The sequence below is a fragment of the Pseudomonas sp. Larv2_ips genome, assembly GCF_963879675.1.
Lineage (GTDB): Bacteria > Pseudomonadota > Gammaproteobacteria > Pseudomonadales > Pseudomonadaceae > Aquipseudomonas.
Map to the genome: position 1 here is coordinate 1 of NZ_CAWOAW010000032.1, position 316 is coordinate 316.

A 316-nucleotide genomic window follows, 5' to 3' on the forward strand; every position below is an offset into this window, starting at 1 on the left:
AGCCGGCGTATCCACCACCACGGTGCCAACCGACTCACCCGCCTTGATGGTAATCACCGAGCCATTGCTCAAAGTGACTGTCACCGGCGTCTGTGCAGGGTTGGTCAGCGTCGCGGTGTAAGTGATCTGACCGCCTTCGGTGACAGTCTCGCCCGCCGTCAACGTGACGGTGGTGGTATCAACCGAATCAGTAATCGTAGTGACCGCAGGTGTAGGGCTCGGTACCAGATTTTCAAAGTTGCCGCCCGTAGCCCCAGTAATCGTGGTGCTGACAGTCGAACCATTGTTGTAAACGTCGTTAGCCGGCGTATCCACC

The 316-nt window shown here is 57.6% G+C and carries 1 protein-coding gene; it reads right to left on the reverse strand.

All coding sequences use genetic code 11. From position 1 onward, the window contains the following. Window positions 1-316 (reverse strand): immunoglobulin-like domain-containing protein (locus AACV02_RS28520; protein WP_157986782.1); only part of this gene is annotated, 316 nt, incomplete at both ends.